At 61.5% G+C, this 22,481-nt stretch carries 14 protein-coding genes and 1 rRNA gene; 11 read left to right on the top strand and 4 right to left on the bottom strand.

All coding sequences use genetic code 11. The annotated features are described in order from the left end of the window. Both N8H74_RS28855 and N8H74_RS28860 read left to right on the top strand, forming a co-directional pair. The coding region (locus N8H74_RS28855) for an immunoglobulin-like domain-containing protein (protein ID WP_262152116.1) at positions 1-3,891 on the top strand (3,891 nt) is incomplete at its 5' end. A 146-nt stretch (positions 3,892-4,037) separates the two neighbouring features. Further along, positions 4,038-4,376: a tryptophan synthase subunit beta gene (locus tag N8H74_RS28860; RefSeq protein ID WP_217834771.1), complete on the top strand. Its 339-nt coding sequence runs from the start codon at positions 4,038-4,040 to the stop codon at positions 4,374-4,376. 243 nt (positions 4,377-4,619) lie between these two features. On the opposite strand, the gene lapD is transcribed toward N8H74_RS28860, so the two are convergent. Then, positions 4,620-6,566, bottom strand: coding sequence for a cyclic di-GMP receptor LapD (gene lapD, locus N8H74_RS28865; protein WP_262152117.1), 1,947 nt, complete (start codon positions 6,564-6,566; stop codon positions 4,620-4,622). Between the two features lie 14 nt (positions 6,567-6,580). Then, positions 6,581-7,273, bottom strand: a complete 693-nt coding sequence (lapG, locus tag N8H74_RS28870) for a cysteine protease LapG (protein WP_217834769.1) — start codon at positions 7,271-7,273, stop codon at positions 6,581-6,583. A gap of 197 nt (positions 7,274-7,470) precedes the next feature. Here lapG and N8H74_RS28875 point away from each other — a divergent pair, with 197 nt between their 5' ends. The 5 genes from N8H74_RS28875 to N8H74_RS28895 all read left to right on the top strand — a co-directional run bounded on the left by N8H74_RS28875 (position 7,471) and on the right by N8H74_RS28895 (position 14,565). Next, a complete protein-coding gene (locus N8H74_RS28875) occupies positions 7,471-8,181 on the top strand; it encodes a GntR family transcriptional regulator (protein ID WP_217834768.1) in 711 nt (236 codons plus the stop codon). 754 nt (positions 8,182-8,935) lie between these two features. Beyond that, positions 8,936-9,709 (top strand): DUF3050 domain-containing protein, encoded by a 774-nt coding sequence (locus N8H74_RS28880; RefSeq protein WP_217834767.1) that lies wholly within the window; start codon positions 8,936-8,938, stop codon positions 9,707-9,709. Then, on the top strand, positions 9,706-10,635 hold the full coding sequence (locus tag N8H74_RS28885) for a diiron oxygenase (protein ID WP_262152120.1): 930 nt from the start codon (positions 9,706-9,708) through the stop codon (positions 10,633-10,635). Before N8H74_RS28880 ends, N8H74_RS28885 begins: the two co-directional genes overlap by 4 nt. A 13-nt stretch (positions 10,636-10,648) precedes the next feature. Then, positions 10,649-14,065, top strand: a complete 3,417-nt coding sequence (locus N8H74_RS28890; RefSeq protein WP_262152122.1) for a non-ribosomal peptide synthetase — start codon at positions 10,649-10,651, stop codon at positions 14,063-14,065. Between the two features lie 32 nt (positions 14,066-14,097). After that, entirely contained in the window at positions 14,098-14,565 is a 468-nt protein-coding gene (locus tag N8H74_RS28895) for an SRPBCC family protein (protein WP_217834764.1), read from the top strand. A 58-nt stretch (positions 14,566-14,623) separates the two neighbouring features. On the opposite strand, the gene N8H74_RS28900 is transcribed toward N8H74_RS28895, so the two are convergent. After that, positions 14,624-16,504 carry a methyl-accepting chemotaxis protein gene (locus tag N8H74_RS28900; protein ID WP_217834763.1) on the bottom strand — a complete coding sequence of 627 codons (1,881 nt, stop codon included), beginning with the start codon at positions 16,502-16,504 and terminating at the stop codon, positions 14,624-14,626. A 312-nt stretch (positions 16,505-16,816) separates the two neighbouring features. Here N8H74_RS28900 and N8H74_RS28905 point away from each other — a divergent pair, with 312 nt between their 5' ends. From N8H74_RS28905 to N8H74_RS28920, 4 genes are all read left to right on the top strand, one after another. Continuing rightward, positions 16,817-17,317 (top strand): sigma-70 family RNA polymerase sigma factor, encoded by a 501-nt coding sequence (locus N8H74_RS28905; RefSeq protein ID WP_262152124.1) that lies wholly within the window; start codon positions 16,817-16,819, stop codon positions 17,315-17,317. Further along, positions 17,317-18,321: a FecR family protein gene (locus N8H74_RS28910; RefSeq protein ID WP_262152126.1), complete on the top strand. Its 1,005-nt coding sequence runs from the start codon at positions 17,317-17,319 to the stop codon at positions 18,319-18,321. Before N8H74_RS28905 ends, N8H74_RS28910 begins: the two co-directional genes overlap by 1 nt. Positions 18,322-18,408: 87 nt before the next feature. Next, complete coding sequence (locus tag N8H74_RS28915; protein WP_262152128.1) at positions 18,409-20,910, top strand: TonB-dependent siderophore receptor; 2,502 nt, start codon at positions 18,409-18,411, stop codon at positions 20,908-20,910. Positions 20,911-20,986: 76 nt separating this feature from the next. Beyond that, positions 20,987-22,165, top strand: a complete 1,179-nt coding sequence (locus N8H74_RS28920) for a PepSY domain-containing protein (protein ID WP_262152130.1) — start codon at positions 20,987-20,989, stop codon at positions 22,163-22,165. Between the two features lie 63 nt (positions 22,166-22,228). Here the strand turns inward: N8H74_RS28920 and rrf are convergent. Beyond that, positions 22,229-22,344: ribosomal RNA gene (gene rrf / locus N8H74_RS28925) — 5S ribosomal RNA — on the bottom strand. Positions 22,345-22,481: the final 137 nt, after the last annotated feature.

Genomic DNA, 22,481 nt, shown 5'->3' on the forward strand with positions numbered 1-22,481 from the left:
ATCACCATCGACGCCGGCAAAACCACCGGCACCGTGACCGTTCCTGCGCCAACCGACGACGTCTACAAAGACGCCGGTCCGGTGCAGGCATCGATCACCAACGCCACCGGTGGCAACTTCGAAAACCTGGTAACCAGCAACACGCCAGCCGTGACCAACGTCACCGATACCATCGACAAGACCGAAGTCAGCATTTCCGGCAGCGCCTCGGTGACCGAAGGCCAGACCGCCAGTTACACCGTCAGCCTGACCCACCCGGCGCAGACCGAAGTGACCCTGAAAATCGTCTACAGCGGCACCGCCGCCGACGGTTCGGACTTCACCGGCGTGTACACCGTGAAGATCCCGGCAGGCGCCAGCAGCGCGCAGTTCAACGTGGCGACCATCGACGACAAGATCACCGAAGGCACCGAAAACTTCGTGGTCAAGATCGACTCGGCCACCGGCGGCAACTTCGAGAACCTGGCGGTCAGCAGCACCAATGGCAGCGTCAGCACCTCGATCATCGACAACGATGCGCCACCGGTTCTCGACCTCGACGCCAACAATTCCAGCGGTGCCACCGGGGCCGACTACAAGGTGACGTTCACCGAGAACACCCCGGGCGCGGGCGTGTCGATCGCCGACACCGACATCAGCATCACCGACCCGGACAGCACCATGCTGACCGGCGCCACCATCGTGCTGACCAACCGTCAGCCGGGCGACTCGCTGAACCTGGGCAACAGCGTCAACGGCATCACCATCAATGCCAACAGCAAGGATGGATCGATCACGCTGACCCTCTCGGGCAACGCGACGCTGGCCGACTACATGCAGCAGATCAAGAACATCACCTTCACCAATAACAGTGAAGATCCGAGCACCGTGCCGCGCACCATCACCGTGACGGTGACCGACGGTGGCAACTACTCCAACGTCGCGACCACCACGGTCAACGTGGTGGCGGTCAACGACGCGCCAGTGGCAGCACCGGTCAACGTCACCGGCACCGAAGACACCCCGCTGATCCTCGGCTGGTCGACCTTCGGCGTCAGCGACGTCGACAGCCCGGCCAGCAGCCTGGGCGTGAAAATCACCCAACTGCCGGGCGAAGGCAAACTGCAGTATCTGGACGGTTCGACCTGGAAAGACGTTGCCAACAACCAGACCTTCAGCAAAGCCGACATCGACGCCGGCAAGCTGCGCTTCCTGCCGGACGCCAACGAATCGGGCGTCAACGGTTACGGCGGCAGCGGCCTGGGCAACAACCAGGCGGACTACGCGCAGATCAAGTTCCAGCCGACTGATGGCCAACTGCTGGGTAACACCGGCACGATCAAAATCGACATCACCCCAGTAGCGGATGCACCGACCCTGTCGGTCGCCGACAACAGCGTGAAGTCCACCGGGCTGATCAAGGAAGTCTGGACCGGTCTGTCGGGCCTGGGCACCGACGGCAGCGGCGCCAACCCGACCACCCTGAAAAACGTGATCGATGCCGCCGGTACGGCGAACACCAAAGGCACCGTGACCAACGTGCAGTCCGACGGCAGCGTGGCCGCCGGTACGGCGTCGAAGACCTCCGGCCTGATCTACCTCGAAGCCGGCAAGACCTACACCTTCAGCGGTACGGGCGACGACAGCCTGCTGGTGACCATTGGCGGCAAGAGCGTGGCGTCGACGACGTGGGGCGCGGGCGGCAACCTCAACGGTTCGTTCACCCCGACCACCAGCGGCTACTACACCCTGGACATCTACCACCACAACCAGAGCGGCCCGGGCAGCTACGACGTCAACCTGTCGGTCAACGGCAGCACGCCGATCGACCTGAGCAGCGCCGGCGTGCCGCTGTACACCGGCGTGACGGATCTGGTGAATTCCGGCGTGACCGTGTCCGATCTGCATGGCGCCAACGGCGAAGGCTACTACGACGGCTACAAGCTCAACACCGGCGCCGAAGGCACCACCGTGAAGCTGTCGTCGGTAAGCACCGGCCTGACCGACACCGACGGCTCGGAAACCCTGAGCGTGAAGATCAGCGGCGCACCGGTCGGTTCGGTACTCAGCGACGGCGCCGGCCACAGCTTTACCGTGACCGCGACCAGTGGCGACGCCAACGTCACCGGCTGGAACCTCGGCACCCTGACCGTGACCCCGCCGACCTACTACAACGGCCAGTTCAACCTGACCGTGACCTCGACCTCCACCGAGTTCGTGGGCGGCTCGGCCAGCACCACCGCGACCATCCCGGTCACCGTGGTGCCGGCGGTCTACAACTCCATCGTCGCCACAGCGGCCGATGACACCATCACCGGCACCGACGGCAACGACATCATGGTCGCCGACATCGGCGGTCTGACCGTGGTGCCGGGCACCAACTACAACATCGCGTTCATGGTCGACAGCTCCGGCAGTATGAGCGCTTCGTCGATCAGTGCCGCCAAGGACTCGCTGACGTCGGTGTTCAACACCCTCAAGCAAAGCCTGGGCAGCAACTCCGGCACGGTGAACATCTTCCTGGTGGACTTCGATACCCAGGTCAACAAGTCGGTGTCGGTGAACCTCAACGACCCGAACGCGCTGACCCAGCTCAAGGCTGTGCTGGACTCGATGTCGTCCGGCGGCGGCACCAACTACGAAGACGTGTTCAAGGCCACGGCCAACTTCTTCCAGAGCACTGAAGCAGTGGCCAACACCGGGGCGAAGAACCTCACCTACTTCATCACCGACGGCCAGCCGACCTACTACCAGAGCGGCGAGCAGACCAACCCGACGCTGTACGGCAGCGTCAAGCTCGACAGCGTGGTCAATACCACCAACTACAAGCTGGGCAACAGCTTCGCCACCTACATCGACAGCACCCACTACCTGAGCATCAGCACCGCCGGGGAAGTGGTGTTGCAGACGTACAAGAACGGCAACTGGAACTGGAACAGCCTGGGCACCATCCACGCCCAGGGTGACGGCACCTACGAGCTGTCGAGCCTGGCGGGCAGTGGCAACAGCACTTCGTCGACCACCACCGACAACTCCAACAGTGCCTTCGCCCTGCTCAGCGGTCTGTCGAACGTCGAAGCGATCGGTATCAACAGCGGTGTCAGCCTCAACGACCTGAAACCGTATGACAGCGATCACACGCCACAGACCAACATCGATCCGAAGGATCTGGCCAACTCGATCATCGGTCACACCGAAGCGACCATGCCGGGCAACGACACCGTCAGCGGTGGCGACGGCAACGACATCCTGTTCGGCGACCTGGTGAGCTTCAACGGCATTGCCGGCGAGGGTTACCAGGCGATGCAGGCGTTCGTCGCGCAGCAGACCGGCGTGGATGTCAGCAAAGTCACCACCAGCAACGTGCACCAGTACATCACCGAGCACTACCAGGCGTTCGATGTGTCCGGTGCCCACGACGGCAACGACACCCTGCTGGGCGGTGCGGGCAATGACATCCTGTTCGGCTCGGGCGGCAACGACCTGCTCGATGGCGGCAAAGGCAATGACATCCTGCTCGGCGGCACCGGCAACGACACGCTGATCGGCGGCCAGGGCAACGACATCCTGATCGGCGGATCCGGTGCCGACACCTTCGTCTGGAAGGCCGGCGACACCGGGAACGACGTGATCAAGGACTTCAAGGCCAGCGAAGGTGACCGCATCGACCTGCGCGATCTGTTGCAGGGCGAGAGCGGCAGCACCATCGACAACTTCCTGAAGATCACCACGGTCGACGGCACCTCGACGCTGCAAGTCAGCTCGGGCGGCAAGTTCAACTCCGGCGACGCGGCAGCCGCCACCCCGGACGTGACGATCAAACTGGAAGGCAACAACTGGTCGAGCGCCAACATTCACAACCTGATTGCCGGCAGCGACCCGACCATCAAGGTCGACCACAACAACAGCTGATACGTGAACAAAACGGCCGCCCTACGGGGCGGTCGTCACGTTTGCAGCCAATGCCCGATGACGATTACGTCGCCGCACCGCATACTCGCGTGCAGTTGGCTATGCTGCTGACAGCATGACGCGAGTTCATTTCCGAGGGACGCTCAATGTTTTACGTGCAACGCGATGCGCAAGGCCTGTTGATTCGCGTGGAAGCTGCGGCCTACGCCGAGGCCACGGGAACGCTGCCGGCCGATCATGTTGAAATCCAGGAATGGTTCGCCAACGTGGCCGTGGAAAAAAGTCTCCATCAGCTCAAGCAGAGCGACATGGAGATGATTCGGGTACTCGACGACCTGATTCAGGTGCTGACCCAGAAAGGCGTGATTCGCGTCACCGACCTGCCACCGGCGGCCCAGGCGAAACTGATGGACCGTACCCATGCGCGTGAGGCGTTGGGCGGGTTGAGTCAGTTGATCGATGAAGATGAGAGTGGGTTGATCTGACTCCGTTGTAAGTCAAAAGCCCCTCACCCCAGCCCTCCCCAGAGGGAGAGGGGGCAAACCGAGGTGTCTTGCGACATCCGTCGACCTGAAAGATCGAGCCGATTATGGATTCGGCCCCCATCGTTCAGGTCAATACATTGGATTCAACGCAGTACTCTCAGATCGATGCACTTCTCAAGCACCCCCAATCAGTCCCCTCTCCCTCTGGGAGAGGGTCAGGGTGAGGGGGCCACTCTCAATGACTCACCGCCAGGGCTTGGGCTCACCGAACAACTGCCCCTGAACCCCATACAGCCCCATCTCGCGAATCACCGACAACTCCCCTTCAGTCTCGACCCGCTCGGCAATCAGCGGCAGATCAATGCTGTGCGCCGCACGCTGGATCGCCTCGATGAACAGCCGCTTGTCACCCTCCTGATCGATCGCCCGAATGTAGCTGCCATCGATCTTCAGGTACGCCAGCCCCAGCCGCGCCAGGTTGCCGATCATGCTGAAGCGTCCGCCAAAGCGCTGCAGGCTCAGGGAGAACCCGAGTTCACGCAGACGCCGGGTCAACTGCTCCAGCACCGCTTGTTCGGGCAATTGCTCTTCGCCGATTTCCAGGGTCAGGCGTGGGCCGAGGTTGGAGTGCGCCCGCAGAATGTCGAAGACCTTGTTCAGCGCCTGCGGATCGGCGAGGGTCGCCGAGGACAGGTTCAGTGCCAGCGATTGCTCGTGACCGGCCATCTGCTCCAGCACCCGCTCGAGCATCAGCCGGTCCAGCCGCGCGGTCCAGCCAAAGCGCTCCAGCCACGGCAGGAAGCGCCCGGCGGGAATGGTCTGGCCCTGATCGTCGAGCAGCCGCGACAGCACTTTGTAATGCAGCACCAGTTGCGTGTCCTGCGCCGCCACCACCGGTTGGAAGAACAGCTCGAAACGACGCTGGGTCAACGCCTGATCGAGCAGGCGATGCCAGGCGTGGTGATCGTCGCCGACGTCCGCCACCAGGCTGTGATCGAGACACGCCCAGTTCTGCTCGCCCTGCCCTTCGGCCTGCGCCAGCGCCTGATCGCCAAGGCTGAGCACCGCTTGCGGCGAATCGCCGTGAGCGAACGGCGCCAGGCCGATGGAGGCCACTGCCGCCACGTCGGTGGCGCCGGTCGCGTGCAGGCTCGCCAGCGCGCCGTCGAGGTTCTGCGCCAGCTGCAGCGCTTCTTCGCGCACCAGCCCCGGCGCCAGCACGGCAAACTCACCGCCACGGATCCGGGTCACGAGGTTCTGGGTTTCCGGGTATTTGGCGCACTCGCGGGAAAGTTGCTCGCCGACAGCCTTGAGCAATTCATCGGTGCGCTGACCGCCCAGGCGCTGGTTGAGCCCGGCCAGATCCTTGACCCGCAACAGCAGCAGATAACCGGAACTGGCCTGCTCCGGATTGCTCACCCGGGCATTGAGTTGCATCTCGAAATAGCGTCGGTTGGCAAGCCCCGTGAGGTTGTCCTGATAGGACTCGGCGCGCAGTTTTTCACTGCGCTCGGCCTGCTCCTGGAACAGCGCCTTGAGCTTCTCCACCATCTGGTTCATCGCCAGCACCACCCGCCGCAGTTCGGGGGTGCGCGGCAGATCCGGCAGACTGAGGAATTCGCGGCGGGCGATGGCGTGGGACTGTTTGACCATGTAATCCAGCGGCCGCAATTGCCGACGCAGCAGCAACGCACCGAGCACCGCACTCACCGCGCCGCAGACCAGCAGCCAGCCGAGGCTGCCCAGGGCGCTCTGCCAGAGTTTGGCGAGGGCAAACATCGGGTGGCTGACCACCTCGACCCGCGCCGCCTGCTCCCAGCCACGACTGACCAGCGCATCACCGCCGGCCGGTTCCAGGCCGATCAGTTTGACGAACCAGTCCGGCACATTGCTGACCGCCGGAATGCCGCTGCGCTCGACGATGGTCTGATCGGTTTTAAGGTCGACCACACGGATGCTCGCGTAATAGCCACTGTCGAAAATCGAGCTGACCAACAACTCGACCATCGCCGGGTCGTCGATGTTCGGGGTCAACGACAGCGCCAGCGCCGTGGCGGCGTCCTGGGCGTGGGAGCGCAACTGGTTGACGTACTGGGTGCGCGAGCTTTCCAGACTGACCATGAAGCTGCCGGTGAAGGCGACCACCAGGAACAGACAGATAGCGATCAACAGCTGTTTGAACAAAGACATCTGAGCGCGTGCTCCTAGTTAGTCGTCTCGACCGGGAAACCTTCGGCCTGCATTTTCTTCAACACATCCTGCCAGCGCGACAGGCGTTTGGTGTCACCGACCTTCTTGTTGCCCTTGGCCCCCGGCAGGTACAGACCTTCGGCATTGAAAGAGTAGACCGGCAGCAAATCGGTTCGCTCGGCGGCCGGTTTGATCGGGTCGATCAGGCTGTCGAGCACCAGCGGCATGGCGTCGGGGCTGGAATAGTAGGTCAAGACCATGTGCGCACGGTTCTGACGCAGGGCCTTGACGTAGGTGATGCGCAACTTGTCACTGGCGACGCCCAGATGACGCAGGCTGAAATACTTGGCGATCGCGTAGTCTTCGCAATCGCCGGCGCCCTTCCACAGGGCTTCGATCGGAGTTTCCCAATAATCGACCTCGTGCCACAGGTCGATGTCTTCGACGTAGCGCATCTGTTTGTTGAAAAACAGGTTCACCACTTTGAGTTTTTCCATCTCGCTGACCTGCTTCTGCGTGGCCAGCAGATTCTGCCAGGCATCGATCCGCTGCTGCCCGGCCCCCAGCGGCCCGTACAGCGCCGTGGCCTTGCGGCTGATCGCGGAAAAATCCCAATCGGCATGCAGGCCGCCCAGCATGACGCCGGCCAGCAGCAGTGCGCAGCCGAGCCAGCGCACAGTCCGAGGAATCGCGAATCGTACCGCCAATGCCAGGCATCCAGAGGGCAGGAAGAAAGCGTTTGATGGTGAAGGTTAGCCCAGCAAAAAACAATGGCACCCTGAGATCATCGGCGACGCGCTAAACTGCATGTATGACGGGTTTCCTCTACACGGTTTGACAACTTGTAGAGCAATCACTAGTGTCCTTTGGATCCAAATTCCGTAGTTAGACAGGGTGTGCAGTTGTGACCCAGAAGCCCAAGCCACTCCATAGCATCAAAGTCGACGGCCCGATCCCCGCGCACCTGGCGCGCTCGGTCATCGAAGAAACCCTGCGCGCTGCCATTCTCGACGGCCGCCTGCCCTGCGGCACCGCCGTGCGCCAGCAGGACCTGGCGGATCTGTTCGGTGTCAGTCGCATGCCGGTACGCGAAGCCTTGCGCCAACTGGAGGCCCAGGGCCTGTTGAGCGTGGTCGCCCACAAAGGCGCCGTGGTCGCGCCGCTGATCCAGGGCGACGCCACGGAAACCTACGAGCTGCGCATCCTGCTCGAGACCGAGGCGCTGCGTCAGTCGATACCGTTGCTCACCGAATCCGACCATCAACGCGCGGCGGGCTACATCGAAGAACTCGAAACCGAGCATAACTACACCGAGATGGGCCGGCTCAACCGCCTGTTCCACATGGCGCTCTACTGCAAGGCCTCCAACGGCCGATTGCTGCGACTGGTGGAAGACGGACTGAATGAGGAGGAGCGCTTCCTGCGTTTCAACCTTGAGGCGATGGGCCTGGGCAAGCTGTCCCAGGACGATCACCGGGCGCTGTTGCAGGCGGTGAAAGAGCGTGACGTCGAGCACGCCTTGCATCTGCTCGAGCAACACCTCAACCGTGGCGTCGAGGTCATCACCCGCTACCTTGCCAGCACCAGCGGCCAGACGCGCAAAGCAAACCGCTGAAGCATCTGCCGGGCGACGCTCCAGCGCGCGTCCGGCGAATCACCCTCTTACAAATCCTCCCCCCGGCCCCGGTGAATTACCGTGGCACATCCGCGCCAGCGCTCTAACCTCCCTCTGCCCACGCAGCCCGGAACCTGCCGCAAGGAACACGTTCCGGCGATAGCCGCGGCGCCAATTTACGCGCACCCTTGGACGGCCAACCCCATAAAGAACGGGTGACGTACCGTCCCAACGGAGCAGTCCCCGCACCAAGAACCTACGGAAGGAGCCTTGTCACGGGAAAAGGAAGCAAGGCCGCCGTTCAGGCCAACTTCATCCCCGCAAATTCATTTCAATTAATCCATTAAAAGTTGCTTCGAGTGAGGCATTCACTCTTATTGCAAAATTTTGGCGAACAATCGCCGAAAGGAGCAACTACGCCCAAATAAAACTCAACTTAAAAGTTTTATCAGCCCCTCTCATACTTGCGAAATTGGCAACTTGAAATAATTAAAAAATATACTTGTTAAGTTGTTTTGCGATGTATTAATTTTTCTTCGCCGAATTTGGATACGAATCCAGAAACCGGCACCACTGAGCAGTAGGCCTTTAAACACGGCGTTTCAAAATCGTGTTGCTGTTACCGGCCTTTCAAACAAACCGTGAACTTTCATCGAACCGAATGAGGCTGTCGCTCGCCTGGACAAATATGTCCAACGCAGTTAGCCACTGTTTGAACACACCCTATATCCCAAGAAGCCAGAGGCTCGCCAACATGCCAACTAAAGAACAACTTTCATCGAAGAAAGCCGAACTCAGCGTTCACCCGATTTTTTCCGAAATCAACTCGCTGTCGGTGCTGCGCCGGTTCATGGAATCCCATGTGTTTGCCGTATGGGACTTCATGTCGCTGACCAAACGCCTGCAACAGGAACTGACCTGCACCCGCCTCCCGTGGCTGCCGCCGCGTGATCCGCACGCCGCGCGGTTGATCAATGAAATCGTGCTGGGCGAAGAGTCCGATGACCGGCTGTCGCACGGGCATTACAGTCACTTCGAACTGTATCTGGACGCCATGCGCGAAGTCGGCGCGGACACCACGGCGGTGGAGCGCTTCGTTGCCCTGCAACAGGAAGGCGTGAGCTACGACGTCGCGCTGCAAAGCGTCGACATCGATCCGGCCGTGGCGCAGTTCGTTCGCGACACCCTGCACACCGCACTGCACGCGCCGGGGCATAGCGTCGCCGCAGCATTCCTGCACGGTCGCGAGAGCGTGATCCCGACCATGTTCCAACGCATGCTCGACGCCTGGGGCATCGGTGTCGAACAGGCGCCGACCTTCCGTTACTACCTGCAGCGACACATCGAAGTCGACTCCGAAGACCACGGCCCCGCTGCGGAGAACCTGCTGGAGCGACTGGTCGATGGCGACCCGCAGCGTCAGGCCGAAGTCTATGCCAGCGCCGTCGCCGCCGTGGAAAGCCGCATCGCGTTGTGGGACGGCCTGCGTCTGAGCATGCGCGAAGCGCTGGTGGAGGTGGCCGAATGAACGCCGCCGATTACCAATCCTTCGCCGACGCCTGGGAAAACCGCGCGACCATCCGCACCCGGCCGCGCCGCGTGCTGGAAGACGACGAACGTCTGATCTATCCGACCAGCCGCCAGCCGTTGGTACTCAGTGAAGTGTTCCTGCGCGAGTGCCCCGAACAGCGGGATTTCGCTCTGGTGCAGACGCTGTACAAATTCATCAACGACGTGGTGATTTTCGAGACCGAAATCGTTGACAAGACCGCCCGCAGCATCGCCAAGAACCGCTTCCCGGTGGCCTTCCCGTTCCCCTGCCGCTACGACGCGATGACCGTGGTGGTAGACGAGGATTACCACGCCCTGGTGGCGATGGATTTCATGCAGCAGACGATGGCCATGACCGGCATCGCGCCCATCGAATTGCCCCACGAGATCGAGCTGAGCCGGGCGATCCCGGCGGCGGTGGAACTGGCGCCTGAACCACTGCGCAGTGCCGTGGAACTGATCTGCGTGGCCATCGCCGAAAACACCGTGACCGGCGATGTCGCGGCGTTCGCCCGGGACGATACGGTCAAGGCGTCGATCAAGGGCCTGATGGCCGATCACCTGCTCGATGAGGGCCGACACTCGAGTTTCTGGGCACGCATGGTGCGCATCTACTGGCACACCGCGAGCGACGCGGATCGCCAGTGCATCGCCGAGATTCTGCCGGTGTTCATCGGCCATTACCTGACCAACGACATCCAGAAGGCCTTCGACCTGCGCCTGATCGACGCCCTGCCGGTCAACGACGCCACGCGCCGCGCGCTCAAGGACGAGATGGCCGGGCTGGCCTTCCCGATCAATCGCCACCACCCGCTGGTGGGCAACATCGTGCGGTTTTTCCACAGCAGTTCGCTGCTCGACACGCCCTGCGTGCAGCACGCCCTGCGTGACTATCTGGTTTGATGAGGAGGCTGACATGAGACGTCTCGACATTCTGCTGATCGGCTGCAGCCAGGCCATGACCGACCTGGCGCAGGAACTGGAACAACACGGTCACTCACTCACGCGGCTGAGCGACGCCGACGGGCAAGCCTCATTCGCCGTGGACCTGGCGATCGACGACGGCACCTGCGCGCCTGGGAATTTCGCCCCGACGCCACACCTGTCACTGCGTCTGGGCATCGGCGCGACCGGCGCCGGCGGCTTGCCGACGCTGGACCTGCTGTGCCTGCACAACGGGACACTGCTGAGCCGCGTGCCGATGGCCGACGAGCCGTCCGGCAACGGTCAGTCCCTGCGCGTGCGGACGCTGGCGCAGGTGGTGGACGAAGTGGCGCTGCTGGTCAGCCGCTTCTCCCGCGACGCCGAGTATTTCCAGCACGCCACAAGTGCTCGCGCGCCGGACTTCGAGCAGGTGGAAAACCTGCGTTGGCTCGACAGCCTGGCCTACGTCCATCGCCTCAATGCCACGGCCCATCCGAAGCTGTTGCAACTGGCGCAGCGCCCGATGATCGAGCGCCTGCAACAGAGCCTGATCGAACATGCCGAACGGCCGGCGCTGCACATCGCCGAACAATCGATCAGCTACCGTCAGTTACACGCTCACAGTCGGGCGATCCAGCAACGCTTGCTGCCGCTGCTCGAACAGCACCCACAACCGTGGGTGGTCGGCATCTGCTTGCCGAAAAGCAGCGCGCTGTTCGCTTCGATCCTGGCGATCCTTGGCAGCGGCGCGGTGTATCTGCCGCTGGAGCCGAGCCATCCGTTGCAGCGCCAGCAATACATTCTGGAAAACGCCGGGGCGTTGCTGCTGTTGCACGACGGCGAGCATCCGCTCAGCGCTTCGATGCCGGGGCTGGACGTCAGCGCCATCGACAGCGCTGACGCCGATCCGGCGCAGCCGCTGATGCGCCAACGGCCACAACTCGATGCTCCGTGCATGGCGCTCTACACCTCGGGCACCACCGGGCATCCGAAAGGCGTGCTGCTCAGTCAGGCGAACCTGGCGCACTTCACCGCGTGGTACGCCGATTACGCGCAGCTCGACGCGCAGAGCCGGGTGCTGCAGTTTTCCTCGCTGAGTTTCGACTCATCGCTGATCGACATCTTCGCAACCCTGATCGAAGGCGCCGAACTGGTGGTGCCCGACGACAACCAGCGGCGCGATCCGCTGCAACTGGTGGCGCTGATTCGCCGCCGGCAACTGAGCCATGCGTTTCTGCCCCCGGCACTGCTGAGCATCCTGCCGCTGGAGCAACTGTGCAGCGTTGGCCAAGTGATGACCGGCGGCGACGTCTGCGAGCCGTTCGTGATCGAGCAACTGACGCGTCAGGGCAAACTGCACAACCTCTACGGCCCCACCGAAGCCACGGTGCTGATCACCGCCCGGCAACTGCGACCGGGCGACAGCAATCGCAGCCTCGGCGGCCCGATTGCCAACAGCCAGGTGCTGATCCTCGATGACGATCTGCAACCGGTGCCCGAGCAGGCGGTCGGCGAATTGTTCATCGTCGGCCCCGGCGTTTGCCTGGGTTACGTGAACAATCCGCAACAGACCGCCGAGCGCTACCTGGACCTGGAGCTGCCGGACGGCCAGCGTCTGCGCGCCTACCGTAGCGGCGACATGGCCAAGTGGGGCGAGCACGGCATCGAGCTGTGCGGGCGGCGCGATAATCAGGTGAAGATCCGGGGCTTCCGGGTCGAGCCGGAGGAAATCGAGCGCTGCCTGCGGGAAAGTCAGCTGTACCGTCAGGTGGCGGTGCTGATCGATTCGCAGCGGCGAATCCTGGCGTTCCTCGCCCAACCCCAGGAAGACCAGCCGGGGGCTGCGCGCGAAGCGTTGAAGGCGCACGCCCGGCAATTTCTACCGGACTACATGCAACCGGTGGCGTGGAGCGAATTGCCGAGCATGCCGTACGCCAGCAACGGCAAGGTCGACCGCAAGGCCTTGCTCGAGCTGCCGGTCAGCGTGCAGGACAGCGGCCCGAAATGCCTGCCGGCGAACGCCGACGAAGCCTTGCTGCTGGAGATCTGGGCGGAACTGCTGGAGCTGCCGGGCAGCGACATTTCCACCGACGAGAGTTTCTTCAATCTTGGCGGCCATTCCATTCTGCTGTCGCGCATGCTTCTGCGGCTGCGTGAAGAATTCGGGCGCAGCATCTCGATCAACCGCTTCATCGAACTGCCGACCATCGTCAAACTCGCCACCCTGGTGCGCGGCACCGACGACAGCGCCGTACTCAGCGCCCAGGCCATGGCTGACGCGGAGCGCGAGCTGGACATCGAGCCGCTGCCGATCAGCCGCATGGGCGATGTACACAAGGTCATCGTCACCGGCGCCAACAGTTTTGTCGGCGTGCATATCGTCGAAGCACTGTTGGGCTGGGGCGCCAGCGAGGTGGCGTGCCTGGTGCGTGACGGCGGCGGGCAAACCGCTGCGCAACGCTTTGCCCAGGCCCTGCGCGAGAACCGTCTCGAACACCTGGATCTGAGTCGGGTGCGAGTCTACGCCGCAGACATCAGCCGACCGCAACTGGGACTGGCCGATGCCGATTATCAGCGGCTGGACCAGACATTCGGCGCGCTGGTGCATAACGCGGCCAACGTCAATCACGTCCTCGATTACGAGTCTCTGGCGGCGGACAACGTCGAACCGATCTTCGAGCTGCTGCGCCTGTGCGAAGGCCGCAGCAAGAAGGTGTTCAATTTCGTCTCGACGCTGTCGGCTTCCAGCACCGTTGATGAGCAGGGCCGGGTGCTGGAACTGCCTGCCGCGCCGACGCCGCCGATCTACATCCGCAACGGCTACAACCTGTCGAAATGGGTGGGCGAGCGCATCCTCGAACGCGCCCGGGAACGCGGTGTGCGGGTCAACCTCTATCGTCCCGGCAACATCAGTTTCAACAGCCTCAGCGGCGTCTGCCAGCCGCACAAGAACCGTTTGATGCTGATGCTCAAGGGCTCGATCCAGCTCGGTCAGGTGCCGGCCTTCGCGCTGAATTTCGACCTGATGCCGGTGGACTTCCTCGCCCGCTTCATCGCCTTCCACGCCAGCCGTTATGCGCCGCAACGCGCGGTGTTCAACCTGCACAACCCCGAACCCCTGAGCTGGGACGCCTACGTCGCGTCATTCCGCGACACCGGCAGCGAGTTCTCGCTGGTCAGCGTCGCCGACTGGCAACAGCAACTGGGTCGGGTCGATGCCGACAACGCGCTGTTCGGCGTGCTCGGTTTCTACCTCAACGGCTTCGAGGAGGACATCGGCGACATCTCCCTGATCGGTCACGCCAACGCCCAGGCCGGCGTGCGGCAGATGGGCGCGCGCTACCCGGAAAAATCCCCGGCGCTGCTGCGCCGGGGCTGCGACTACCTGAAAGAAATCAACTTCATCTGAAAGCCATCAACCGCAAGAAAAGGAGCAACATCATGAGCAATCTGCAACCCGATACCCTGATCAGAAATCCCCACGGCTGCCACGTCGTGTCTTCGGTGGAAGTGCCGGTGGAAGCGGCGAAGGTCTGGGCGGTGGTCGGTGACTTCGGCGGTTTCCAGCAATTCATTCCGGCGCTGTCGCACATTGAAATGACCGGCGAAGGCGTGTCTTCGCTGCGCAAGAAGTTCTTCAAGGACGGCAACGTGGTGGTCGAACAACTCAACTCCCGGGACGACCGAGGGCTGAGCATGACCTGGACCACGATCTACAACACCCTGGGCGTCGGCCATCTGTGGGCGGCGATGAATGTGGAGCCGCTGGGCGCGGAGAAATCCCGGGCGACCTGGACGATCATTGCCGAGCCGGCCTCGGGCGGCGCCGACGCGCTGCCGGGGTTCAAGGATTTCGTGCAGGGGTTTGCCGATGATGCGATGGGCAATGTCTTGAAGCTATTTGTGTAAGGCAAAAAAAACCTGCTGCGGATCACTCCGCAGCAGGTTCGATTTTTTCAGCAACTGATCAGATCTTGAAGCTGTCCACCAACTGCTTCAACCGATTGGCCTGCTGCGACAGTGCATCGCAATCCTTCAACGTTTCGTTGAGGTTGGCCACGCTCTGCTGGTTCAGCAGGTTGATCTGGTTGACGTCGACGTTGAGGGTTTCCACCACGGCGGTCTGCTCTTCGGTCGCGGCCGCCACCGACTGGTTCATGCCGTCGATTTCGCCGATGCGCTGGGTCACGCTGACCAGCCGCAGACCGGCCTGATTCGCCACTTCAACGCTTTGCTCACTGGAGGCCTGGCTGGCGTTCATGGTGGTGACTGCTTCGCGCGAACCGACTTGCAGCGAGGTAATCATCTTGTGAATCTCTTCCGCCGACTCCTGGGTACGGTGGGCGAGGTTACGCACCTCGTCCGCCACCACCGCGAAACCACGACCGGCCTCACCGGCACGGGCCGCTTCGATGGCCGCGTTGAGCGCCAGCAGGTTGGTTTGCTGGGAGATGCCTTTGATCACATCGAGAATGTGACCGATGTTGTCGGTGCTGGCATTCAGGGTTTCGATCTGGGTACACGACAGGCTGATCTTCTGCGACAACTCGGTCATGGCGAGGATCGTCTGCTCGACCACCTGACGCCCGTCATCGGCCTGCTCGCTGGCGCCGCTGGCGTGTTGCGAAGCATCGGCAGCATTGCGGGCGATTTCCTGAGTGGCCGCGCCCAACTGGTTGATTGCAGCAGCCACGCTGTTGGTGCGCGCACTTTGTTCGTCGGAACCGATGATCGAAGCGTTGGAGGACGTCATCACCCGTTGCGACAGGTCATGCACCTGGCGAGTGGCCGAAGACACTTCGCAGATCGAGGCGTGAATCCGCTCCACGAACTGGTTGAACGAGCTGCCCAGTTCGCCGAACTCATCCTTGCTTTCCACCACCAGGCGTCGGGTCAGATCGCCTTCGCCCTGGGCGATGTCCTGCATCGCACGGCCCATGGTGGTCAGCGGGCGCATCAACACGTTGATCAACAGGCTCAGCAGCACCGCAATCGCCGCTACCGCCACGAACATGGCGATCAGCGCCGACGTGCGGAATTGGCCGAGCGCAGCGTAGGCCTTGTCGCGGTCGATCGACAGACCGATGTACCACTCGGCATTTGGCAGACCGCTGACCGGGGTGAACGACAGGATGCGCTCCTGGCCGTTGAGCACCACGTTCTGGTTACCTTTCTCGATGCGCACGCTGGCGTTCGGGTAGATGTCCTTCAGGTTTTTCATCACCTGGTCCTTGTCCGGGCTGACGATCACCTGACCGTCGCCGCTGACCAGGAACGCATGGCCGATGCCGCCGAAGTCCACCGAGTTGATGATCTTCACCAGGGTTTCCAGGCTCAGGTCACCGCCGACCACGCCCAGCAATTCGCCATTGCTTTTCACCGGCAGGGCGATGGTCACCACCAGCCCACCGACCGCCGCCATGTAGGGCGGAGTCAGCATGGTCTTGTCGGCGGCCACCGCCTGCTTGTACCAGGGACGCTGACGCGGATCGTAACCATCCGGCATCTTCGCGTCGGGACGCTGGGTAAACACGCCGTTGGCCTGGCCGACGTAGGTGAACTGGAAGTTCGAGGTCAAGGCCGGCTGATCGACCAGGCCAGGCAGATCGGCGTTCTTGCCTTGGTGGGCGACGTTCTGGGCGAGGTTTTCCAGCACCAGAATTCGTCCGCTCATCCAGTTCTGCACGCTGCTGGCGGTCAGATCACCGGCCTGCTGCACGGAGGACTGCAGGTTCTGGCGAATGGTGTTTCGCTGCAGATAGTCGTTGTAGAGCGTAAACAACGCGAACGCCAGGACCACGACGCCCGAGGCGGCCAACAGGATTTTATGGCTGAACTTGAGATTCATTTCATGGGACTTCTTATGCCAAAAGTGGGGATGCGTTCCGGATGCAACATTCCATGTACAGCGCAGGCAGCGTTCTTCTGGCTGCTCTACTTTGGTGCACGCATGTCTCACCAGTCTGTCGGCACACTTCGGATAAATCTTAGGGTCATGTACGAAATGGACGGCATTTCTGCCAGATTCCCGCCGAACGGCGTACTAGAGCGGCCGCTGTCAGATTTTTTGTGACAGTCGCTGGAGCGGCGGTTGCAAAATCTGTAACTCCTGATGACAATGCGACTAATTATCATTTGTGACGTTCGGGCTGTCGCGTTCATGTCCTCACCTGAGTTGGCTGTACAGGCGCTTTACAGTAGTCATCACGGCTGGCTCAACGGGTGGCTGCGCGCACGGCTGGGCAACGCGGCCGATGCGGCGGATCTGGCCCAGGACACGTTCCTGCGCCTGCTGCAACGCACCGAACGCCTGGAACTCAAGTCACCTCGGGCCTTCCTGCGCACCATCGCGTGCGGCCTGGTCATCGACCATTGGCGCCGCGAAGAAATCGAACTCGCCTATCTGGAAACCATCGCCCATCTGCCGGAAGCCGAAACCCCGAGTGCCGAGGCCCGTGCCCTGGTGATCGAACTGCTGGAAAGCATCGCCCGAATGCTTGAAGGACTTAAGCCGAAAGTGCGTCAGGCGTTTCTCCTGGCGCAGTGCGAAGGTTTGACCCACAAACAGATCGCCGAGCAGATGGGCCTGTCCCTGCGCTCAGTGGAGCGTTACGTCGCCGATGCGCTGTATCACTGTTATGTGCTGAGGTACGCCGCCTGATGCCTGTGGATAACCTCTCGCTCGGGCGCCGCGCCGAGCCGCAGCCGCAAGTGGTCAAGCAGGCCATCCACTGGCTGTTGCGTCTGCGCAACAATCACGGCAATTCGCGCCTCAATCACCAATGCGAACAATGGCGGGCCGAACACCATGAGCACGAACTGGCCTGGCAGCGAGTGCAGACACTGCAAGCCGAACTGACTCACAACCTGCGATCCGTCCCCGGCGCGCAAGTGGCATTCAATACGCTGGAGAACAGCGCTCAGGGTCTGGGTCGACGTCAGGCATTGAAGCTGTTGTCCGGTGCCTTGCTGATGGGGTCCGCTGCCTGGCTCGCCAGGGACACGGCCGCCTGGCAGCAATGGAGCGCCGACTACGCCACCGCCACCGGCGAGCGCCGCGCGTTCCAGTTGCCCGACGGCACGCGCCTGGAACTCAACACCGCGAGTGCCGTGGACCTGGACTACACGGCACAGCAGCGCCTGATCCGATTGAATCGTGGCGAAATCATCGTCACCTGCGGGGGTGCTGACGAAGGCGCGCCGTTCGAGCGGCCGCTGCGGGTGCAGGATCGTCACGGCACCTATGAGCCATTCAACGCACGGTTCATCCTGCGCCAGGAAGGTGATTGCACGCGCCTGAGCGTCACCGGCGGACGCGTCGCCATTCATTCGTCACACAGCGCCTCCATCGACGTGCTGGCCGGGCAGAGCTATCTGGTCGACCGTCATCAAGCACGCCCGGCGCCGCCACTGGATATGGAGGCGGGCGCGTGGATCGACGGATTGATCGTCACCCGCAACATGCGTCTCGCCGATTTCCTCAACGAAGTCGCCCGCTACCGCCATGGTCTGCTGAACTGCGCATCGCAAGTCGCGGATCTGCGCCTTTCCGGGGTGTTCCGTCTCGAAGACACCGACAAGCTGCTGGCGATCCTGCCGCAAACCCTGCCGGTGCAAGTGCGCTACCGCACCCGCTGGTGGGTGACGCTGGAGCGCGCGGTCTGAATTTATTTTGGCGGGTTTTCGCGGCAAGTCCGGCTTAGTCAGTAAGCACTTCAACTCAGCCTTCGCGACTTCCTACGGAAACCTACAATGACTGCGCGCGTTACCTGTAAGAACCCTCTGAATTTCACCGTCGAATCGGGCCTGCTGCGACAGGCCGTGCGAGCGGCGCTGTTGTCCACTGCGCTGGGCGTCGGTGTGATGCCGGCAATCAGCATGGCCGCCGACGCGAATCAGGTCAGCAGCCTGCGCTACAGCGTCGCGGCAGGCCCGCTGGGCGACGCACTCAATCAGTTCGCACGGCAGGCGGGCATCACCTTGTCGATGACTCCGCAGCAGACCCAGGGCCGGCAATCCGCCGGGGTTCAGGGTGAATATTCGACCGATCAGGCGTTGAGCCATCTGCTCGCAGGTTCGGGCCTCGAAGCCGTCAGCCAGGACGGCAGCAGCTACGTACTTCGCACCGTCGCAGACAGCGAAGCACTCGCCCTGCCGACCACCGACATCAAAGGCTTCGCCCTCGGCAATGCGCTGGGCAGCATGGAAGGCTACAACGCCACGCACAGCCAGATCGCCACCAAAACCAGTACCGCGCTGCTGGAAACCTCACAAAGCGTGTCCGTGGTCACTCGCGAGCAGATGGATGACCAGGGCTCGCAAACCGTGTCACAAACCATGCGCTACACCCCGGGCGTGCTGACCAACCCTTACGGCGCCACTCACCGCTACGACTACGTGGCCATGCGCGGCTTCAACGACGGCTCCGTGGACAACATCTACCTCGACGGCCTGAAGTCCATGGGCGACAGCGGCACCTACAGCACCATGCAGGTCGATCCGTATTTCCTCGAGCGCGTCGATATTCTGAAAGGCCCGTCATCGGTACTCTACGGTCGCAGTTCGCCGGGCGGTCTGGTGGCGCTGACCAGCAAGAAGCCGCTCTACGAGGCTTACCATCAGGTCCAGGCGACGGTCGGGACCCAAGGGCAGCGCGGGGTCGGTTTTGACTTCAGCGGCCCGGTCGATGACGACAAGCGCATCGCCTATCGTCTGATCGGTTTGACGGATCAGTCCGACACGCAGTTCGACCACAACAAGGAAAAGCGCTTCGCCCTCGCGCCGACCGTCAGCATAGATTTCAGCGAAGACACGTCGCTGACCCTGCAGGCGTACCTGCAACACGACCCGGAGGGTGGCTACCACGGCGGCGTCCCGGCCGACGGCACGATTCACCAGCGCAACGGCAACCGGATATCGCCGCACTTCTTCGAGGGCGAACCGGGGATCGATGGTTACTCCCGCGACCAGCAATCGTTCGGTTATCAGTTCGAGCATCGCTTCAACGACGTGTTTACCGCCCGGCAGAACTTCCGTTACCTCGACTCCAAAGTGAACATGGATCAAGTCTATGCCTACGGCTGGACATCGCCGACCAGCAACGAACTGAACCGCTACTACACCGGCGGTGACGAACGACTGCATGCGTTTATCGTCGACAACATGTTGCAGGCCGAATTCTTCACCGGGGCCACCAAGCACACGGTCCTGATGGGCGCCGATTATCAACGGCGCAAAACCGTGGTCGACTGGACCAGCGGCGGGCTGGAGCCGATCAATGCGTTCAACCCGGTTTACGGCAATTCGACAATCACCCCGTACGGTGAGACCAGCTACCTGCGCCGCCTGGAACAGACCGGTGTCTACCTGCAAGACCTGATCGAGATGGACAAATGGCGCTTCTCCCTCGGCCTGCGTCAGGACTGGGTCGAGACGTCGGACGAAAACCGCATTGCCGAAGCCGGGCGCCCGGTCGGCACCGAGATCAATGACAGACGCACCAAGCTGACCGGTCGCGTCGGAGCGCTGTATCTGTTCGATAACGGCCTGGCGCCGTACCTCAGCTACTCCGAGTCGTTCAATCCGAACTCCTATGCCGACAGCGCCGGCAATCCCCTGGCGCCTACCGACGGTACGCAGTGGGAAGCGGGCCTGAAATATCAGCCGCCGGGCACCGACAATCTGTTTACCGCATCGCTGTTCCGCATCGATCAGGAGAACCTGGCGACCAAGTTGCCGCAGGAAAACTTCTACCGGGCTGTAGGCGCTGTTCGCTCCCAAGGCCTGGAACTGGAAGCGCACCTGCAACTGACCGACCACCTGAAAGTCCTCGGCAGCTACACCTTCACCGACATCGAGTACTCGAAGTCGATGGTCAGCACGTTGAGCACACCCACCAATGTGATCGAGAACAAGGGTAATTCGCCGACCCAGGCGCCGCGACACATGGCGTCGCTGTGGGCGGACTACAAGTTCGACAGCGCCGCGCTCGATGGCCTGCGTCTGGGCGGCGGCGTGCGGTATGTCGGCTATAGCTGGGCCGATGCGGAAAACACCCTGAAGGTGCCGTCTTACACATTGTTCGACGCGTCGATCGGCTATGACCTGGGCAAGGTCGGCTTGAAGGGCGTCGACGTACGTCTGAACGCGAACAATCTGACCAACGAATCCTACGTGGCTTCCTGTGCCAGCCTGAACTTCTGCTACATGGGCGAAGAGCGCAACGTCGCCGCGACGGTCAGCTACCAGTTCTAAGTCTTTTGTCCTGTGCAAAAAAAGCCAGCCCCTGATGTTCAGGGGCTGGCTTTATCGTATCTGTGGGGAAGTTTTCATGCGTGCATTTCTGGTTTTGCTGCATCGCTACATTGGCTTGGCGACAGCGGTTTTTTTGCTGCTAGCCGGGATCACCGGCAGCATTCTGGCGTTCAACCATGAGCTGGATGAGTGGCTCAATCCGGAGTTTTATCAGGCCTCCGCTCAGGGGCTGCGGTTGCCTGCAGGAGATCTGGTCGACACGGTGCAGGCTGCGCATCCGAAGCTGCAAGTCTGGTACATGCAATATCCCGCTGAAGCGGGTCATACCGCATTGCTGGCGACGGTGCCCCGGACTGATCCGGCGACAGGCAAGCCTTACGCCGAGCGCAATCAAGTGTTTTATCTCGATCCCGTAAGCGGCGAGCAGAAAAGTGAACGTTACTGGGGTGACTGCTGCTTTCAACGGCAGAACTTCGTTCCGTTCATTCTCGAGTTTCATTACAACCTGACACTGCCCGGGAATTGGGGATTATTGTTGATGGGGCTGGTGGCGATCGCTTGGGTAATCGATTGCTTCATCGCGTTGTGGCTGACCCTGCCGAGAGGTAGACCGTTCTGGAAGAAATGGTCGATGGCCTGGAAGATCAAGGGCGGACATGCCTATCGACTCAACTTCGACCTGCATCGAGCGGGAGGTTTATGGCTGTGGTTGTTGCTGCTGCCAATCGCCATCAGCAGCGTGGCGATGAACCTGCCGAGTCAGGTATTCAAGCCAGTGGTGTCCCTGTTTTCACCCATTGAACCCAGCGTTTATGAGGCCCGGGGGCGAATGCCGGCCGAAGAGCTGGGCGTCACTCAATTGAGTTATCAACAGGCGTATGAAAGAGCAGAACAAGAGGGGAAAAGGTTAGGGCTGACCGCCGCAATCGGGGAGTTGTATTACAGCTTTGAGTACAACTTCTACGGTGCCGGATTTGGGCAACACGACACTGAAGCTCACGGCAAATCCTGGTTGTTCTTCCACGGCACCGACGGGCGATTATTAGGACAGGAAATCGCAGGAGAGGGAACGCTGGGAGAGCAGTTCTATCGGTTGCAGTTGCCGATACATGGTGGGCGAATCATTGGTTTCACCGGGCAAGTGATGATCGCGGTGCTGGGTGTTCTGATTGCAGGGTTGTCGGGAACTGGCGTCTACATCTGGTGGCGCAAATGGCAGGCTCGTCGAAGCAGCAAGGCACGTAAAGCAGTTTGAATTCGTCAGGCCCTGAAACGACAAAACCCCAATTGCTTTCGCAATTGGGGTTTCGGAATTTAATCTTGACGATGACCTACTCTCACATGGGGAAACCCCACACTACCATCGGCGATGCATCGTTTCACTTCTGAGTTCGGGATGGGATCAGGTGGTTCCAACGCTCTATGGTCGTCAAGAAATTCTGTATCCGGCCCGTCACCGAGGTAACGTGCCAGCAAAAAACTTGGACTTCTACTAAAACAAAACCCCAACTGCTTTCGCAATTGGGGTTTCGGAATTTAATCTTGACGATGACCTACTCTCACATGGGGAA

The sequence above is a fragment of the Pseudomonas sp. B2M1-30 genome, assembly GCF_025447575.1.
Classification (GTDB): Bacteria; Pseudomonadota; Gammaproteobacteria; order Pseudomonadales; family Pseudomonadaceae; genus Aquipseudomonas; species Aquipseudomonas botevensis.

Bases quoted from the DNA above. Each gene is read 5' to 3' on its own strand.
- N8H74_RS28860 (WP_217834771.1), top strand. From the start codon at position 4,038: ATGTTTTACGTGCAACGCGATGCGCAAGGCCTGTTGATTCGCGTGGAA.
- lapD (WP_262152117.1), bottom strand. From the start codon at position 6,566: ATGTCTTTGTTCAAACAGCTGTTGATCGCTATCTGTCTGTTCCTGGTG.
- N8H74_RS28880 (WP_217834767.1), top strand. From the start codon at position 8,936: ATGCCAACTAAAGAACAACTTTCATCGAAGAAAGCCGAACTCAGCGTT.
- N8H74_RS28885 (WP_262152120.1), top strand. From the start codon at position 9,706: ATGAACGCCGCCGATTACCAATCCTTCGCCGACGCCTGGGAAAACCGC.
- N8H74_RS28890 (WP_262152122.1), top strand. From the start codon at position 10,649: ATGAGACGTCTCGACATTCTGCTGATCGGCTGCAGCCAGGCCATGACC.
- N8H74_RS28895 (WP_217834764.1), top strand. From the start codon at position 14,098: ATGAGCAATCTGCAACCCGATACCCTGATCAGAAATCCCCACGGCTGC.
- N8H74_RS28900 (WP_217834763.1), bottom strand. From the start codon at position 16,504: ATGAATCTCAAGTTCAGCCATAAAATCCTGTTGGCCGCCTCGGGCGTC.
- N8H74_RS28905 (WP_262152124.1), top strand. From the start codon at position 16,817: ATGTCCTCACCTGAGTTGGCTGTACAGGCGCTTTACAGTAGTCATCAC.
- N8H74_RS28910 (WP_262152126.1), top strand. From the start codon at position 17,317: ATGCCTGTGGATAACCTCTCGCTCGGGCGCCGCGCCGAGCCGCAGCCG.
- N8H74_RS28915 (WP_262152128.1), top strand. From the start codon at position 18,409: ATGACTGCGCGCGTTACCTGTAAGAACCCTCTGAATTTCACCGTCGAA.
- N8H74_RS28920 (WP_262152130.1), top strand. From the start codon at position 20,987: ATGCGTGCATTTCTGGTTTTGCTGCATCGCTACATTGGCTTGGCGACA.